Source organism: Lacrimispora sp. YZC11 (assembly GCF_057543815.1).
In genome coordinates this window covers 618,037-634,108 of sequence record NZ_BAAJYQ010000006.1, presented here as the reverse complement: position 1 = coordinate 634,108, position 16,072 = coordinate 618,037, and the positions used below count along the sequence as shown (strand labels likewise).

The following is a 16,072-nucleotide window of genomic DNA, read 5'->3' as shown; positions in this document are numbered from 1 at the left end:
TTTCTGTTTTCTTGTACGGTTATCTGGAGGTGAGAGTGTTTGACCAATGTGATAGTGGCATTTTCCAGAGAAGAGGATGCAAAAAATATTAAAAATATTCTTGTGAGGAACGGCTTTTCGGTAGCGGCGGTCTGCACCTCTGGTGCCCAGGCGGTAAACAGCGCCGACGAGTTGGGCAGTGGAATCGTAGTATGCGGCTGCAGGTTTGCAGATATGGTATTTTACGAGCTTTACGAATGCCTTCCCAAAGACATGCAGATGCTTCTTTTGGTGTCACCCAGCCAGTGGAGCGGCAGGGCGCCTGAAGGTGTGGTCTGCCTGGGCCATCCTTTAAAGGTACAGGACCTGGTAAGTACCTTAGAAATGATGGTGGAATCCCTTGCAAAAAGGCGGAAGAAATTAAAAAGCCAGCCAAAAGAGCGAAGCAGCGAAGAGAAGGAATTGATCAGACAGGCTAAGGAACTTTTGATGGAACGGAACCATATGTCTGAAACGGATGCCCACCGGTACATTCAAAAATGCAGCATGGACAGCGGAACCAATATGGTGGAAACCGCCCAGATGATCATGAGCCTGATCAATCGATAGTTGTGGGAGAGAATGATGAAATTTACAAAGATGCAGGGAACTGGTAACGATTACGTATATATCAATTGTTTTGAAGAATCCGTGGAAGCTCCTAATGAGCTTGCGAAAAAGGTCAGTGACCGTCATTTTGGCATTGGATCCGATGGGCTGATCCTTATCTGTCCTTCAGAAACAGCGGACTGCCGCATGAGAATGTTTAACGCCGATGGCTCGGAGAGCCAGATGTGCGGCAACGGCATCCGCTGTGTCGGTAAATATGTTTACGATCATCGTCTGGTGGAAAAAACGGAATTCGATGTGGAGACAGGAGCCGGGATTAAACATTTAAAGGTAAAACCTGAGAATGGCAGGGCTGTTAAAATCACGGTGGATATGGGAGTGCCGGAGATCACCAGCCAGGTGCCCGAGGCGATCTGCATTGAGGGAAAGGACTATGAGTTCATCGGCGTATCCATGGGAAATCCCCATGCCATTTACTATATGGACCATATTGACGGCTTGGATTTAGAGGCCATTGGGCCTGCCTTTGAAACCCATGAGCGTTTCCCGGAACGGACGAATTCGGAATTTATCCAGGTGGTGAACCGGAATTACATCCGCATGAGGGTGTGGGAGAGGGGCAGCGGGGAAACCTGGGCCTGCGGAACAGGAGCCACAGCCAGCGCGGTTGCCTCTGCCTTAAGCGGCCGCACCTCCCATACTGTCGAGGTGGAATTAAAGGGCGGCAATCTGACCATCCACTGGGACCGGGAAGGAAGCGGCCATGTGTTCATGACCGGGCCGGCAGCAGAGGTATTTGAGGGTGAATTTGACATTAATAATCTTTAAAGTAACAGGAGGAACCTATGGTAAAAATCAATGAAAACTACTTAAAACTTCCGGGAAGCTATCTTTTTTCCACCATTGCAAAAAAGGTAAATGCCTTTACTGAAGCAAATCCTCACAAGAAGATCATCCGGCTGGGAATCGGCGATGTGACCCAGCCAATTGCACCTGCCATTATCCAGGCTCTTCATGAAGCAGTGGACGAGATGGGGCATAAGGAGACCTTTCATGGCTATGCGCCGGATTTGGGCTATGGTTTTTTAAGGGAAATTATTGCTAAGGAAGATTACATTGCCAGAGGCTGCGAGATATCCCCTGATGAAATCTTTGTCTCGGATGGGGCAAAGAGCGATTGCGGAAATATCCAGGAGATCTTTGACGAAAGCTGCCGTGTCGCAGTTTGTGACCCGGTTTATCCGGTTTATGTAGATTCCAATGCCATGGCGGGAAGAACAGGGGTATACGAGGAAGAGGCCGGTAAGTGGAGCAATGTGATTTATATGCCCTGTACGGCTGAAAACCAATTTGTGCCGGAGCTGCCGGAAGAAACGCCGGATCTCATTTACTTATGCGTTCCAGGCAATCCAACTGGAACGACCCTGACAAGGGAGCAGTTAAAGGTATGGGTGGATTACGCCAATGACAATGGCGCGGTGATCCTTTATGATGCCGCTTATGAAGCTTATATTGTCCAGGATGACGTACCGCATTCCATCTTTGAGATAGAAGGTGCGAAAACCTGTGCCATCGAATTTCGTTCCTTTTCCAAAAATGCAGGTTTTACCGGGATCCGACTGGGCTTTACCGTCATTCCAAAGGCTTTGGTAAGGGGAGGGGTCTCCCTTCATTCCCTATGGGCCAGACGCCATGGAACCAAATTTAACGGAGCCCCCTATATCGTTCAAAAAGCAGGGGCAGCGGTTTATTCAACCGAGGGAAAAGCCCAGCTAAAGGAACAGGTGGCCTATTACATGAGAAATGCGAAGGCCATATACATGGGTTTACAGGAAGCAGGCTGTCAGGTTTACGGCGGCGTCAACGCTCCATATATCTGGTTAAAAGTACCTGAGGGAATGACCTCCTGGGAATTTTTTGACTGCCTCCTTGAGGAAGCCGGCGTGGTGGGAACTCCTGGAAGCGGGTTCGGGCCAAGCGGTGAGGGATATTTCCGTTTGACGGCGTTTGGAACCTATGAGAATACCTTGGAAGCCATTGACCGGATTAAAAAAATGCCATCCCTTAATAAATAAACGTTGACAAGTTTTTGATGATTGGTTATGATAAATTTAAGAAAGATCCATAAGTGTGGAGTTTTATTTAAAAGAACAAAAGCGTTCAGTGCCTTGGCGGTACTGGCGCTTTTCTTCTTTTTCGGGAGGAAAAAATGGATGACATCGATAAAAAAATAGTGAAGACATTACAAAAGAATGCCAGGGCATCCCTAAAGAATATTGCGGAAACTACTTTTCTGTCTTCTCCAGCAGTTTCCGCCAGAATTGAAAAGCTGGAGCGGGAAAAAATCATTACCGGATACCATGCTGCAGTGGATTCAAGAAAGCTGGGATATCATATTACCGCTTTTGTAAGTCTTGATGTTTCTCCGGGTGATAAGATCCGGTTTTATGGGGAAATGGAGTCCTTTTCCAATGTTCTGGAGTGCAACTGCGTTACAGGAGAATACTCCATGCTGCTAAAAGTGGCATTTCCAAGTACCATGGAGCTGGATATTTTTATTGGACAGCTGCAAAAATATGGAAAGACCAGCACTCAGATTGTATTTTCTACTCCAGTAGGGCCAAGAGATATGGATGTGATGGCGGAATTGGGAGAAAAAGAATAAATGCGGTACAAAAAAGTGGTACCGAGAAGGCTGCCTTTACATACTTTATATAATAGAAGTATGTGAAGGGAGTTTTTCTTTTGGCTGAGAGAATGATCGTAGTAATAGATGCTGGTCACGGCGGCACGGACCCAGGTGCGTCTCATGGTGGACGGCAGGAAAAAGATGATAACTTAAGGCTTGCGATGGCTGTGGGAAGAATTCTTGCAGACAACGGAATTGATGTCAGGTATACCAGAACTGACGATACCTATAATACGCCCCTTGAGAAGGCCACGATGGCCAATGATGCGGAAGCAGATTTCTTTGTGTCCATTCACCGAAATGCCATGCCGGTTCCAGGTACCGGTTCCGGAATAGAAGTTCTTGTATTTGAAGATAAAGGGGTGCCGGGCATGCTGGCCAGAAACATAGGGGAAGCCTTAAATAAGACGGGATTCGTCAATTTAGGCACAGTGGAACGTCCGGGATTGGTAATTCTCAGGCGGACAAAGCTGCCAACGGTTATGGTGGAAGTAGGATTTATTGATAACGAAGAGGATAATGCTTTGTTTGACCAGAATTTTCAGGATATTGCCCAGGCAATTGCAGATGGAACCCTGAATTCTATAAGGGAACAGGAAGAGACGCGTCCCGAATATTATCAGGTGCAGGTAGGAGCATACCGGGTTCACACTTTGGCCGAAGATGAAGTTAATACTTTAAAGGCCCAGGGATTCCCGGCATTTGTAGTTTATGAAGATGGACTATATAAGGTTCGCGTGGGGGCATTCCGCAATATTGATAATGCGGTGCGCATGGAGCATACTCTCAGACGGAACGGATATGACACGTTCATGGTAAAAAGACCGGCTGTGTTTTGAAATCTGGCCGCAGGGACGCAGGCTTTTAGAAAAAGCAACGCCCTTGCGGCTTCTTGTCATCCGCTTAAAGCGCTGTTAAGTAATGGCTGGAACCAGGGGAAAGATGTATTAGAAGAGGTTAAAAAGGCATAGGATATATCATATATGTTAAATACAGGAGGAATTGCTTGGAGTATATCAGTGAACTTCTAAAGGGTGTTATCATTGGTGTGGCGAACATACTTCCCGGCATAAGCGGGGGAATGCTTGCCATTACCATGGGAGTGTATGATAAGATCATTCATGCGGTAACGCAGCTGTTTAAGGAGCCTTTAAAAAGCCTTCGGATTCTCCTTCCCTATGGGGTGGGGGCAGTGGCCGGCATCGTTTTTCTGTCTCTGGCATTTGAATATCTTTTTCATACATATCCGCTCCAGACCAAAATGACATTTTTGGGAATGATCGGCGGCGGGCTCCCTTCCTTGTTTCAAAAATCATTTTCAAAAGACCGGGCAGACAGAAGAAAAGGGATTTTAACGGCTGCCCTTACCTGCGGAGCGGTCATTCTAATTACCTTTATTGCTGAAACAACCATTACTTCCGGCAGCAGCGGTGAGGGAATGAATATGGCTTCCGGTGCAGCTTATCTTTCTTCTGAAAAGTTCTGGGTATTCACGTTGTTTCTGGTGGGCCTGGTAGCTGCGGCCACCATGGTGGTGCCAGGGGTGAGCGGGTCCATGATTATGATGATGCTGGGTTTTTATGAACCAATACTGCAAACAAACAATGCCTGCATTAGAGCTCTTTCTACCTTTGATATCCAAAGTCTTTGGTACAATGGTATGGTGCTGGCGCCTTATGCAGCTGGTCTTTTAATCGGCGTATTTCTGTTTGCAAAAGTGGTGGAACGTCTGCTCACCCGCCATGAACGCCAAATGTACCAGGTTATCATAGGTCTTGTATTTTCCTCTCCTTTTGTCATTTTTTGGGATATGCCGTGGGAAATGGTGAAGCTGTATGAGCTGATGGGAGGAATCGCTCTGGCTTTGCTTGGATATGTAGCGGCTGAGATGCTTGGAGGAGAAGGATAGCATGAAATGGAAAAAAGGAGAAAGGTCTTTTCATTCAATAAGACCTTTCTCCTTTTTTATGAGTACTCTGCGATTCGTGTGATCCCTACATAAATGTGGGAAATCCTATACCATGTGGCAAAATCAATGATGCCGGTTACCGGAAGTCCGAAAATGGATTGGAACTGCCGGACTGATTCGGCGGTCGCCGGACCGTAGATTCCGTCAGCCGTGATACGGGGAATTGCGGTATAGACGGTAGCAATTGTATCAAGCTGCTCCTGGACCTGGCGGACCTTATCTCCGCTGGCGCCGATGGTTAAGTTATAACCGGGGAAGGATGAGGGGATTCCGGAAACCTGTTCGGCGGTATTGATATACATATTGCTTCCATAAAAGTGCCGCAGTATTTCAATGGCGGAGTAGCCCTGTTCTCCAAGGGTTAAGCTTCCCCACTGAGTCATCCAGTTAGGGCACTGGACCCTGTTGCCGTCACAGTACTGGGTAAGTATGGGCTGCCTGATACCTGGGCGGGATAAGTAATTGTTAAAGATTTCGTCAACGACCTGGGAAATGCTTTCATAAATGTTTCGTCCATAGATCCATTTATGGTCAAAGGCTGTGGAAGATGTAATGGTGAAACTATATCCCTGGTTCCTATACCATTCCGTATAAACCCGGTTTAAAGTAAAACTCATAATTGCCAGTACATTGGCTGTTATGGTGGACTGGGGCCAGGTGGCGTAAATTTCGCTGGAAGCCACGTTTTTAATATAATCAAGATAGGGAACGTAATAATTGGTGGCTGTCGGATCGGTAGGAACTCCGTCGTGGACCACGATTGTCTGAGGAATTACCACACGGCTTAAAACGATTTCCCCAGTTTCCGCCGTGGGTTTTACTTCGGCTTCCGCAATTTTAGGAGGATATTCACCATATAGGGTGTGGTCCGGGATAACAATGGGAACGTCCGGAGATACTTCCTGCTGGATGGGAGTCATGCGCACCGGCTGTATGGCCGTGGTCTGTGCAAGGATTTCCGTGCCGGAGATGGCAACGGGCTCAAAGCCCTGGGCCCGGATGTTGAGTGTGTATTCCGAGTAAGGCTGGGCAAGGCCGGGGGATAAGCTTAAGTCAATGGGAGGAGCAGCAAGGTTTACCTGCTCCGTCTGGCCGGATGAATTGGTGGTAAGATGTTCCACCGGACTCTCAGGATCTCCTTTGTAGGCAATGGATACCTCCGCATCCCGGATGGGGAAGTTGTTTTCCTGGGAAACTACATCTACCTGAAGAGCGCCGGTAGATGCGGTTTCCTGTGCCACAGCTGTCATGTATTTTTTCATAGAATGCCCCTTAATGAATTGATTATTACTAAATATATTAAGGGGTAAAAGGAATAATTACAAAAGCTCCCGCAGGTTAAAGATAAAATTCAATCCTGCGGGAAGCTTTTTAAAAAAAGGATGATTTTGATTCATGAAACATGGACTCCACATAGTTCCGCATTTCATCCCGGCTATCAATGCTTCTGGCTCCGTCTACAATCCTGTCTCTCTCATGTTCTGCAAGTCCGGCAAACCGAGTCAGAATATCCGAGTGCTGAGCTAGCTCCATGGTAAAGCCAATGGGCAGTTCGCTGTTATCAATCATATTTTATCACCTCAGCCTTAGTCTGTGCGGATTGTCCCGAAAGTATACTTTTGAAAAAACAACCAGGCATTTTGTATTATTATGCATGATTTATTGATTAAATGATAAATTATGCAGGATTTATAAGAAAATATAAGAAAATTAATAAGAAGAAAACAGTTGAAAAATGTCGCGGTATCATGTATAATCTATTCAATTTGGGCATTACAGTTCTGACATGCAGAAACATTTGGCGGCATACATATTCGCCTATTGGAGATACATTCTATCCGCCAAATTATGAATGGCATGGTTGAACCGTAGCATTACGGCAAGCTCAATAACCATAGCATTAAGAAAGGACAGGACTTTGCGTATGAAAGCTTTTTTAATACTGGAAGACGGCACTGTATTTAAAGGATCGAGTATTGGTTCAACCCGGGAAGTGATCAGCGAGATCGTATTCAATACTTCCATGACGGGTTATCTGGAAGTCCTCACCGACCCCTCCTATGCGGGGCAGGCGGTTGTGATGACTTATCCCCTGATTGGTAATTACGGTATTTGTCATGAAGATATGGAATCATTAAAACCATGGCCGGATGGCTACATTGTCAGAGAATTATCTAGAATTCCCAGCAACTTTAGAAGCGGGGATACCCTTCAGCATTTCTTAAAAGAACACAACATTCCAGGTATCAGTGGTATCGATACGAGAGCCCTAACAAAAATTCTAAGAGAAAAAGGTACTATGAACGGCATGATCACAACCGATGAAGGTTTTGACCTTGGCGAAGTCATTTTGCGTATGAAAAACTATTCTGTGACCGGTGTGGTGGAGAAGACCACCTGCAGGGAGAAATATGTACTTCCCGGCTGCGGAAAAAAGGTGGCCCTTCTGGATCTAGGGGCAAAGAATAATATCGCCCGTTCCTTACAGGAGAGAGGCTGTGAGGTGACAGTTTACCCTGCATTTGCGAAAGCAGAAGAGATTCTCTCTTCCCGCCCGGATGGAATTATGCTGTCCAACGGACCCGGCGATCCCAAGGAATGCGTGGAAATCATTGGGGAGATAAAAAAATTATACGAATCCAATGTGCCTATTTTTGCCATCTGCCTGGGACATCAGCTCATGGCTCTTGCCGCCGGAGCGGATACCCATAAGCTGAAATACGGCCACAGGGGGGGCAACCATCCGGTAAAGGATCTAGAAACCGGACGTGTGTATATATCTTCCCAGAATCACGGCTATGTGGTTGATGTGGATACCATTGATCCGGTGGTGGCTGTTCCTGCCTTTGTCAATGTAAACGACGGGACAAATGAGGGACTGAAATATATGAATAAAAACATATTTACTGTGCAGTATCATCCGGAAGCATGTCCGGGGCCCCAGGATTCCGGCTACTTATTCGACCGGTTTATAAAAATGATGGAGGTGGGAAAATAATGCCAAAGAATCAGGATATTAAAAAAGTGCTCGTTCTTGGCTCAGGCCCTATCATCATCGGCCAGGCAGCAGAATTTGATTACGCCGGAACCCAGGCCTGCCGTTCCTTAAAAGAAGAGGGAATCGAAGTAGTCCTGCTAAATTCCAACCCGGCAACCATCATGACGGATAAAGACATTGCGGATAAGGTTTACATTGAACCCCTGACCGTAGAGGTAGTGGAACAGCTCATTTTAAAGGAAAGGCCGGACAGCGTCCTTCCTACCCTTGGAGGGCAGGCAGGCTTAAACCTTGCCATGGAACTGGAAGACAAGGGATTTTTAAAAGAACAGGATGTGCGCCTGATCGGAACCACGGCCCTGACCATTAAAAAGGCGGAGGACCGGGAGCTGTTTAAAGAGACCATGGAAAAGATCGGCGAACCGGTGGCTCCCTCTGATATCGTAGAAAATGTGGAAGACGGCCTTAAGGTGGCTGAAAAGATCGGATATCCTGTGGTACTTCGGCCTGCCTATACCCTGGGAGGTTCCGGAGGAGGCATTGCTGAAAATCCGGGGCAGTGCCGGGAGATCCTGGAAAATGGACTACGTTTATCCCGCGTTGGACAGGTTCTTGTGGAACGCTGCATTGCAGGGTGGAAGGAAATTGAATACGAGGTGATGCGTGACGGCGCCGGCAACGTGATCACCGTATGTAATATGGAAAACATCGACCCAGTGGGCGTTCATACCGGTGACAGCATTGTGGTGGCTCCTTCCCAGACATTAGGGGATAAGGAATACCAGATGCTCCGCACCTCTTCCTTAAAGATCATCAGTGAGCTGGGAATCACAGGAGGCTGCAACGTGCAGTATGCCCTTCACCCGGAGAGCTTTGAGTACTGTGTGATCGAGGTAAATCCCAGGGTCAGCCGTTCCTCGGCCCTGGCCTCCAAGGCAACCGGTTATCCCATTGCAAAAGTTGCGGCTAAAATTGCATTGGGCTATACCCTGGATGAAATAAAGAATGCGGTAACAAAGAAAACCTACGCCAGCTTTGAACCGATGCTGGATTATTGCGTAGTTAAGATGCCCCGCCTTCCCTTTGACAAATTCTTAAGCGCCAAGAGAAATTTGGGGACCCAGATGAAGGCCACCGGTGAGGTCATGAGCATTTGCACCAATTTTGAAGGCGGCTTAATGAAGGCAATCCGTTCACTGGAGCAGCAAGTGGACAGCCTGATGTCCTATGATTTTACAGGGCTTACGGATGAAGAACTGGTTGAGACCCTTTCCCTTGTAGATGACAGAAGGATCTGGGTCATTGCCGAAGCATTAAGAAGAGGCATCTCCTACGAAAAGATCCATGATATTACTAAAGTTGATATATGGTTCATTGATAAGCTGGCAATTCTTGTGGAAATGGAAGAAGCCCTTAAAAACGGGCCTCTTACCCTGGATTTATTAAAGGAAGCAAAGAGGATTGAATTTCCGGATACGGTAATTTCCAGGCTGACAGGAATTCCCTCGCCGGAAATCCGACGGATGAGAAGGGATAACGGCATTATGGCAGCGTTTAAAATGGTGGATACCTGCGCCGCTGAATTTGCCGCTGAAACCCCTTACTATTATTCCTGCTTTGGAAGCGAGAATGAGGCGGTAAAAACCGCTGGAAAAAAGAAGGTGCTGGTTCTTGGCTCCGGCCCTATCCGCATCGGACAGGGAATTGAATTTGACTTCTGTTCGGTTCACAGTACATGGAGCTTCCGCAGGGAAGGATATGAAACGATTATTGTCAATAACAATCCGGAGACCGTGAGCACGGACTTTGATATCGCGGATAAGCTGTATTTTGAGCCCCTTACCCCGGAGGATGTGGAGAACATCGTTGACATTGAAAGGCCTGACGGAGCGGTGGTCCAGTTCGGCGGCCAGACAGCCATTAAGCTGACGCAAGCCCTGATCAATATGGGGATCCCCATTCTTGGAACGGCTGCGGAGGATGTGGATGCGGCAGAGGATCGGGAACTGTTTGATAAGATCCTGGAGGAATGCAGGATCCCAAGACCTGCAGGCCAGACAGTATTCACGGCAGAAGAAGCCAAGAAGGTGGCAGGAGAGCTTGGATATCCAGTACTGGTAAGGCCTTCCTATGTACTGGGCGGCCAGGGTATGCAGATTGCCATCTCTGACCAGGATATTGATGAATTTATTGGGATCATCAACCAGATCGCTCAGGAACACCCCATTCTGGTGGATAAATATATCCCGGGCAAGGAAATTGAAGTGGATGCGGTTTGCGACGGCAAGGATATTCTGATTCCCGGCATTATGGAGCATATAGAAAGAGCAGGCGTGCACTCCGGTGACAGCATTTCCATATATCCGGCCCAGAGCATAAGTGAAGCGGTAAAAGAAAAGCTGGTGGAATATACAAGAAGGCTTTCGAAAGCCTTGCACGTCAAGGGAATGATCAACATTCAATTCATTGTAAGCGGGGAGGAAGTATATGTTATTGAGGTAAATCCCCGGTCTTCCCGTACCGTGCCTTATATCAGCAAAGTGACCGGAATCCCCATTGTCCCCTTAGCGACCCAGGTCATCTGCGGGCATACCATAAAGGAGCTGGGGTATGAACCCGGACTTATGCGGGAGGCAGATTATATTGCTGTAAAAATGCCGGTATTCTCCTTTGAAAAGATCCGGGGCGCCGATGTAAGCCTTGGACCGGAGATGAAATCCACCGGAGAGTGCTTAGGAATAGCAAAGACCTTTAATGAGGCTCTTTACAAGGCATTCGCAGGGGCAGGGATCAAGCTTCCAAGGCATAAAAACATGATCATAACCGTGAAGGATTCCGATAAGGAGGAGATCATTGACATTGCCAGAAGGTTCCAGGCCCAGGGCTATAAGATATTTTCCACATCAGGAACGGCAAGAGCGCTTAACAGCCATGGGATAAAGGCTTTTATGGTTCGCAAGCTGGAGCAGGAATCACCAAACCTTCTGGACTTAATCCTGGGCCATGAGATCGATCTTGTCATTGATACGCCTACTCAGGGAGCGGACAGAAGCAGGGACGGATTCGTAATCCGCAGAAATGCCATTGAGACCGGTGTGACGGTATTGACTTCCTTAGATACGGCGGCAGCCTTAGTGACCAGTATGGAGAACAAAGCCAAAGAACTTACCCTGATTGATATTGCCAGGATTTAAATAAAGAAAGAGCTGAAACAGGTGGGAAACCTGTTCCAGCTCTTTTGCTTATTGCATAGAGTTCTTGACAAATTGTTTGTCAAATTCCGGGTTATAATAATAAAAGTTTTTAGAATTTAAATTGGATTTGATTTTTTCTAGAGCTTCACCAAACCGCTGAAAATGCACTACTTCCCTTTCCCGAAGGAATTTTAACGGTTCCCTTACATCAGGATTCGGTATGATCCGGATGAGGTTTTCATAGGTTGTCCTTGCCTTCTGCTCGGCTGCCAGGTCTTCGATTAAATCGGTAATGGCATCACCCTTGGACTGGAATTCACAGGCATTAAAAGGAACTCCGGCCGCAGCAGTGGGCCAAAGTGCCGTGGTATGGTCAACATAGTAGGCATCAAACCCTGCGGTCTTAGCCTGTTCCACAGTCAGATTTTTCGTCAGCTGATAAATGATAGAGCAGATCATCTCCAGATGCCCAAGCTCTTCTGTACCAATGTCCGTTAAAAGTCCCCCCACTTCCTTGCATGGCATGGAATATCTTTGGGAAAGATAACGCATGGAAGCTGCCAATTCTCCATCAGGTCCGCCAAACTGGCTGATAATGAGAGAAGCTGTTTTCGGGCATGTTTCTTTGATATTTACAGGGAACTGCAATCTTTTTTCGTAATTCCACATTATAAGTTACCTCCTTCCCAAGGCAGCGGGCCGTCTACCCAGGTAAAATGCTTTTGTCCTGCATATTTTGTATTGGTTTCTGTTTTGTTGTTGGTATCAGGGCAGACACAGTTTATGGTAAGAGGTTCAAAGTTTTCCGCATAGGTTTTTAAAAGTTGTTTTCTTTGATCCATAGCCTGTTTAAAGGCTGTTAATGCATTTTCATCCACAGGATGAGTATCTAAATATAATGTTAAATCATTAACAGTAAAGCTTACTTCTGTGATCTGCTTTAAAAGAGCTTTTTGATCAGCCATTATTGTTCACCTCCCGTTACATAAAAAGGCAGGTTAAGGGATGGAAAAATAGTCCCATGTTTTAAGGCTGTCTGTGGATCATAAGGCTGTTCCCAGGGCTGCATGGGAATCGTAGCAATAGCCAGTTGAACCGTTTTTGAAGGTGTTGCAGAATTTCCCTTTGATGTGTCACATCCACATGAGGTACTTGAATTCATAATAACACTCCTTTCCTGTTTCTTGCCCATTTTTTAGGCATAAAGGTGCACCTGTAAGGTGTTTTTAGTTATTCTTTAAGCTTTCTTCCTTAGTATGGTTGAAATAAAATAAAATACGTTGCAAAAATTATCCCATTTTATCCACTGTAATGATATTGTAATATATTGAAAAATGAAATATAATGGAAAAGCAGGAGCGAATTGACAGAAAAAATGAAAATAATAAAGACGGGAGAGCAGAGTATTGAGCGATAAGAAATTTGCAGTATTGATTGATTCGGATAATATCTCCGCAAAGTATATTACAAGTATTCTGGATGAAATGACCCGCTATGGGGTCATTACTTACAAAAGAATTTACGGGGATTGGACAAGCTCCCAGATGGGAAAATGGAAAATGGAGCTATTAGAAAATTCAATCACTCCCATCCAGCAATTCTCCAATACCGTAGGAAAGAATGCAACCGATTCCGCCATGATCATTGATGCCATGGACTTGCTGTATACGGACAATGTGGAGGGATTCTGCATCGTGTCCAGTGACAGCGATTTCACCCGTCTGGCCAGCAGGCTTCGGGAGTCCGGTAAGGAAGTCATTGGAATGGGAGAGGATAAGACTCCAAAATCTTTCCGGGCGGCCTGCACGGTTTTTACAAATCTGGAAGTCCTCCTTGATCAGGATGAAGAAGGTACCGGAGGAGGCGCCATAGGCAAAGAGGTGATTGAACAGGATATCACTTCAATTATTTTAGAGAATGAAGATAAGAATAAGGCAACAGGCCTTGGGGAGATCGGCAACCGCCTTGTGAAGAAATATTCCGATTTTGATGTAAGAAACTACGGCTACAGTTCCCTGTCCAAATTTTTGGAGGAAATGGGCGGCTTTGAACTTAGAAAATCCAATAATGTGGTAACTGTTCGGATGAAGGACAACCGTACCAAAAAGCATGAGCTGGATGATTTTGCAGTGGGACTGGTAAAGGGCAGCGGAAAGAACGGTATGGAGCTGGCAGCTTTGGGGAATGGCATACACCGTAAATTTGCAGATTTTAAGGTAAAGGATTACGGGTATTCCACTTTCTCAAAATTTGTCCACAGCATCGGACAATTAGAGGTTCGGGAGAATAAAAATAATAATAAGACAGTGTATCTGAAAAAAGAAGAGTAAATAAGGTTGGCCAGGAAAATGAAATCCATGTTTCCTGGCCGTTTTATTTCTGTTAATGCGTCAGGCGCAGGAATTCCTGCTTTCCTGCATCTGGCTTTACCAGATTCCTAGAATCACTTGAAGGACCAGGCTTACCACAGATATCCCTAACCAGCAGCAAAAACCTAATAAAAGAGGCTTTTTGCCTGTCCGTATCAGCTTAATTAAATCGGTATTGGTTCCAATCGCTCCCATAGCAAGGATAATAAAGAGCTTGCTTAAGTCTTTTAATGAACCGGTAATGCCTGCTGGTATGGGAAATACCGTGGTGATTATGGAAGCAAGCAGGAAAAAGAGTACAAAGGACGGAAAAACTTTCCCAATGGAGATGGAGCGTTCCGAAGTTTTTTTTTCTTTTCCGGTTTTGTAACACGCCAAAAACAGCGTAATGGGGATGATGGCCAGGGTTCTGGTCAGTTTTACGATAGTGGCTGCTTCCAGGGTGTTGCTGCCGTACATGCCATCCCAGGCGGATGCGGCGGCCGTTACGGAAGAGGTATCGTTAATTGCAGTTCCGGCAAACAGGCCAAAGCCTTCATTGGAAAGTCCCAAAGCCGAACCTAAAGCAGGAAAAAGCAGAGCGGCTATGATGTTGAAAAAAAAGATGACAGATATGGACTGGGCGATTTCACTGTCATCGGCGTCAATAACCGGAGCTGTTGCGGCAATGGCAGAACCTCCGCAGATGGAAGAGCCCACGCCGATTAAAATGGAGGTTTTGCCGGGAAGCCGCAGCGCACGGGAAAGGAAGTATGCAATCAAAAGGGAAGTGGAGATGGTTGCCAGGATGATTGGCAGGGCTTCCCTTCCCTTTTGAAGAACCGTAGCCAGATTCATGGAGAAGCCCAGGAGTATCACGGCGTATTGCAGGATTTTTTTGGAAGCAAAAGCCACTCCCGGCCGGAAAAATTCCTTCTCTTTTACAAGCGGTGCCAATGCCATGCCGATGAGAATAGCAAAAACAGGGCCGCCGATAACCGGGAAGGCTTTTCCTAAAAACCATGCGGGAGCGGATATTAAAAGGCAGAGAAGAGCGCCTGGGGCGTATTTTTTCATAAGTTAAATCCTCCTTTTTGAATTGGCTTTATTATATTGGATAATAACAATAAAATAAAATTATTTATATTTATTAAATCATAAAAATATGTTATGGTTAATGGAGAAATAAAAAGGAGAATATAATTTATGCTGGATTTTCGGATTGATACTTTTCTTACAGTATGTCGTTACATGAACTTTACAAAGGCAGCCGGTGAACTTCATATCACCCAGCCTGCGGTATCCCATCATATCCATTATTTAGAAAACAAGTATGGAGTCAGGCTGTTTGAATACAATGGAAAAAAGGTGAATTTAACGGAGGCGGGAAAAGTTTTCTTATCGGCTGCCATAACCATGAAGGATGATGAGCTGCATTTAAAGAAGATCATGGAGCAGCAATCCGGAAAAGGCGGGAGGCTGGTGTTTGGCGCTACCATGACCATAGGAGAGTATGTGATGCCGGAAGCTCTGATAAGGTTCCTTCGTCTTTATCCGGAGACAGCGGTTCAGATGGTGGTTGGGGATACCAGGGAGCTGCTTTTAAAACTGAATGAAGGGGAGATTGAATTCGCTTTGGTTGAGGGGTTTTTCCAGAAAAAGGAATATGATTTTCTGGTATTTGCCTCGGAGCCGTTTGCAGCCGTCTGTGCCCCGGACTATGAGTTTCAGCGGGAGATCGTAAAAGTGGAGGATCTTCTAGGGGAAAGGCTTTTTATCCGGGAACCCGGCTCAGGAACCAGGTATGTCTTTGAGCGTTATCTGGAAGGGAAGAATTTACTGCTCCATGATTTCCTTAATATAATGGAAATCAGCAACATTGGTGCCATGAAACAAATGGTGGCAAAAGGGCAGGGAATTACATTTCTTTATGAAGCTGCAGTAAAGGAGGAATTAAACAGGGGCATTTTAAAAAGAATAGAATTGGAGGATTTTCAGCTGATCCATGATTTTACTTTCATATGGAGAAAGGGAAGTATTTATAAATCTTATTATAAGGAGTTGTTTGACATTCTCCATGGGGAATGAAGGTTGGTTAAAGGCATCTATCGACCTCCTGCTTGCGAATCAACCGGATTTACCGGAATATTTCCTCAATTCAACCGCATAAAAATGACAGAATTCCCCGTAAAACCGAGGTTTTAAAAAAGACAGGAAAAAATGAAAATAATTGACAAAAAAGTGTTGACAATTAATACAATTAATATTATACTAATGTAGCAGTCG

At 45.8% G+C, this 16,072-nt stretch carries 16 protein-coding genes; 10 read left to right on the top strand and 6 right to left on the bottom strand.

Annotated features, from left to right (window positions below; all coding sequences use genetic code 11):
* The first annotated feature begins 39 nt into the window (after positions 1 to 39).
* The 6 genes from AC27IJ_RS09220 (at position 40) to AC27IJ_RS09195 (ending at position 5,186) form a co-directional block, all read left to right on the top strand.
* Positions 40 to 588: an ANTAR domain-containing response regulator gene (locus AC27IJ_RS09220; RefSeq protein ID WP_312442192.1), complete on the top strand. Its 549-nt coding sequence runs from the start codon at positions 40 to 42 to the stop codon at positions 586 to 588.
* A gap of 15 nt (positions 589 to 603) precedes the next feature.
* Positions 604 to 1,416, top strand: a complete 813-nt coding sequence (gene dapF, locus AC27IJ_RS09215; RefSeq protein ID WP_312501064.1) for a diaminopimelate epimerase — start codon at positions 604 to 606, stop codon at positions 1,414 to 1,416.
* A gap of 17 nt (positions 1,417 to 1,433) precedes the next feature.
* Complete coding sequence (locus AC27IJ_RS09210; protein ID WP_312442193.1) at positions 1,434 to 2,663, top strand: LL-diaminopimelate aminotransferase; 1,230 nt, start codon at positions 1,434 to 1,436, stop codon at positions 2,661 to 2,663.
* Between the two features lie 134 nt (positions 2,664 to 2,797).
* A complete protein-coding gene (locus AC27IJ_RS09205) occupies positions 2,798 to 3,253 on the top strand; it encodes an Lrp/AsnC family transcriptional regulator (RefSeq protein ID WP_312442194.1) in 456 nt (151 codons plus the stop codon).
* 92 nt (positions 3,254 to 3,345) lie between these two features.
* Positions 3,346 to 4,116, top strand: a complete 771-nt coding sequence (locus AC27IJ_RS09200) for an N-acetylmuramoyl-L-alanine amidase (RefSeq protein ID WP_312442423.1) — start codon at positions 3,346 to 3,348, stop codon at positions 4,114 to 4,116.
* Positions 4,117 to 4,283: 167 nt separating this feature from the next.
* Positions 4,284 to 5,186: a DUF368 domain-containing protein gene (locus AC27IJ_RS09195; protein ID WP_312442195.1), complete on the top strand. Its 903-nt coding sequence runs from the start codon at positions 4,284 to 4,286 to the stop codon at positions 5,184 to 5,186.
* Between the two features lie 56 nt (positions 5,187 to 5,242).
* Here AC27IJ_RS09195 and AC27IJ_RS09190 read toward each other — a convergent pair whose 3' ends face one another.
* On the bottom strand, positions 5,243 to 6,508 hold the full coding sequence (locus AC27IJ_RS09190; RefSeq protein ID WP_312500980.1) for a peptidoglycan-binding protein: 1,266 nt from the start codon (positions 6,506 to 6,508) through the stop codon (positions 5,243 to 5,245).
* 109 nt (positions 6,509 to 6,617) lie between these two features.
* Positions 6,618 to 6,815: a hypothetical protein gene (locus tag AC27IJ_RS09185; RefSeq protein ID WP_312500982.1), complete on the bottom strand. Its 198-nt coding sequence runs from the start codon at positions 6,813 to 6,815 to the stop codon at positions 6,618 to 6,620.
* 355 nt (positions 6,816 to 7,170) lie between these two features.
* On the opposite strand from AC27IJ_RS09185, the gene AC27IJ_RS09180 reads away from it, so the two are divergent.
* Together AC27IJ_RS09180 and carB are read left to right on the top strand one after the other, a co-directional pair.
* A complete protein-coding gene (locus tag AC27IJ_RS09180; RefSeq protein WP_487148492.1) occupies positions 7,171 to 8,244 on the top strand; it encodes a carbamoyl phosphate synthase small subunit in 1,074 nt (357 codons plus the stop codon).
* Entirely contained in the window at positions 8,244 to 11,438 is a 3,195-nt protein-coding gene (gene carB, locus AC27IJ_RS09175) for a carbamoyl-phosphate synthase large subunit (RefSeq protein ID WP_487148490.1), read from the top strand. The genes AC27IJ_RS09180 and carB overlap by 1 nt, the downstream gene beginning before the upstream one ends.
* Before the next feature lie 48 nt (positions 11,439 to 11,486).
* On the opposite strand, the gene AC27IJ_RS09170 is transcribed toward carB, so the two are convergent.
* Genes AC27IJ_RS09170 through AC27IJ_RS09160 form a run of 3 tightly spaced genes read right to left on the bottom strand, consistent with a single transcriptional unit; the run spans position 11,487 to position 12,600 of the window.
* Positions 11,487 to 12,107 carry a manganese catalase family protein gene (locus tag AC27IJ_RS09170; protein ID WP_312442200.1) on the bottom strand — a complete coding sequence of 207 codons (621 nt, stop codon included), beginning with the start codon at positions 12,105 to 12,107 and terminating at the stop codon, positions 11,487 to 11,489.
* Positions 12,107 to 12,403, bottom strand: coding sequence for a spore coat protein CotJB (locus tag AC27IJ_RS09165; RefSeq protein WP_312442201.1), 297 nt, complete (start codon positions 12,401 to 12,403; stop codon positions 12,107 to 12,109). Before AC27IJ_RS09165 ends, AC27IJ_RS09170 begins: the two co-directional genes overlap by 1 nt.
* On the bottom strand, positions 12,403 to 12,600 hold the full coding sequence (locus tag AC27IJ_RS09160; RefSeq protein WP_312442202.1) for a spore coat associated protein CotJA: 198 nt from the start codon (positions 12,598 to 12,600) through the stop codon (positions 12,403 to 12,405). The genes AC27IJ_RS09165 and AC27IJ_RS09160 overlap by 1 nt, the downstream gene beginning before the upstream one ends.
* A gap of 244 nt (positions 12,601 to 12,844) precedes the next feature.
* On the opposite strand from AC27IJ_RS09160, the gene AC27IJ_RS09155 reads away from it, so the two are divergent.
* A complete protein-coding gene (locus tag AC27IJ_RS09155) occupies positions 12,845 to 13,768 on the top strand; it encodes an NYN domain-containing protein (protein WP_312442203.1) in 924 nt (307 codons plus the stop codon).
* 96 nt (positions 13,769 to 13,864) lie between these two features.
* Here the strand turns inward: AC27IJ_RS09155 and AC27IJ_RS09150 are convergent, their stop codons facing one another.
* Positions 13,865 to 14,863, bottom strand: coding sequence for a YeiH family protein (locus AC27IJ_RS09150; RefSeq protein ID WP_487148487.1), 999 nt, complete (start codon positions 14,861 to 14,863; stop codon positions 13,865 to 13,867).
* 129 nt (positions 14,864 to 14,992) lie between these two features.
* Between AC27IJ_RS09150 and AC27IJ_RS09145 the strand changes: the two genes are divergently transcribed.
* Complete coding sequence (locus AC27IJ_RS09145; RefSeq protein ID WP_487148485.1) at positions 14,993 to 15,874, top strand: LysR substrate-binding domain-containing protein; 882 nt, start codon at positions 14,993 to 14,995, stop codon at positions 15,872 to 15,874.
* Positions 15,875 to 16,072 lie beyond the last annotated feature (198 nt).